This is a genomic window from Vibrio sp. Y176, assembly GCF_033438945.1.
Genome location: NZ_JAWOQS010000516.1, coordinates 1 through 706, shown reverse-complemented (window position 1 = coordinate 706; position 706 = coordinate 1). Strand labels below are relative to the sequence as shown.

Sequence of the window (706 nt, the reverse complement as noted above, 5' to 3'; positions counted from 1 at the left end):
GCTTTTGTTGGTGGTTGGTGTGTGTTACAAACTTAATTTTCATTTTTGCCTATGGACTTATTTTCTTAACCTTTTGAAAAAGTGTAAGTTATGCGAACAATGTATAATGTTCTTCTTATGGGTAATTTGAATATTCATGACTCACCTTTAGCTTAATGCTAGGATGAAACAAAAATATAATTGGCTAGTAATAAAATGAAACGTTGGTATTTACTTTATTGTAAGCGTGGAGAACAAATAAGGGCTAAGCAGCATCTTGAAAATCAAGGTGTTGAGTGCTTCTACCCAACTGTAGAAGTCGAAAAAATCTTGCGCGGTAAGCGACAAAAGGTCGAAGAACCGTTGTTTCCTTGTTATGTATTTGCACGTTTTGATTATGAACAAGGCCCGAACTTTACGTCGGTTCGGTCGACGCGCGGTGTTGTCGACTTTGTTCGATTTGGTGCCCAACCAAAAGAAGTTCAAGGCGATCTTGTGTTTGAGTTGAAGCAGCTAGAGAAATGCTGCACAGAAAAAAACATATCCGAATGCATGCCTAAACCAGGTGATCAGGTTCGTGTTAAGAGCGGACAATTTGCAGGTATTGATGCCATTTTCCAAGAACAGGACGGAGAGAAGCGTTCAATCATGTTGGTGCAAATGATCTCGAAGCGAGTACCAGTTAGCATTGATAACACCGATTTAGACTTAAAGTAGTCGCTTAATG

Annotated in this window: 1 protein-coding gene; it reads left to right on the top strand. The window is 39.2% G+C overall.

The features are described from left to right. Positions 1-195: 195 nt before the first annotated feature. Positions 196-696, top strand: coding sequence for a transcription/translation regulatory transformer protein RfaH (gene rfaH / locus R7O13_RS27055; protein WP_005454588.1), 501 nt, complete (start codon positions 196-198; stop codon positions 694-696). Positions 697-706 lie beyond the last annotated feature (10 nt).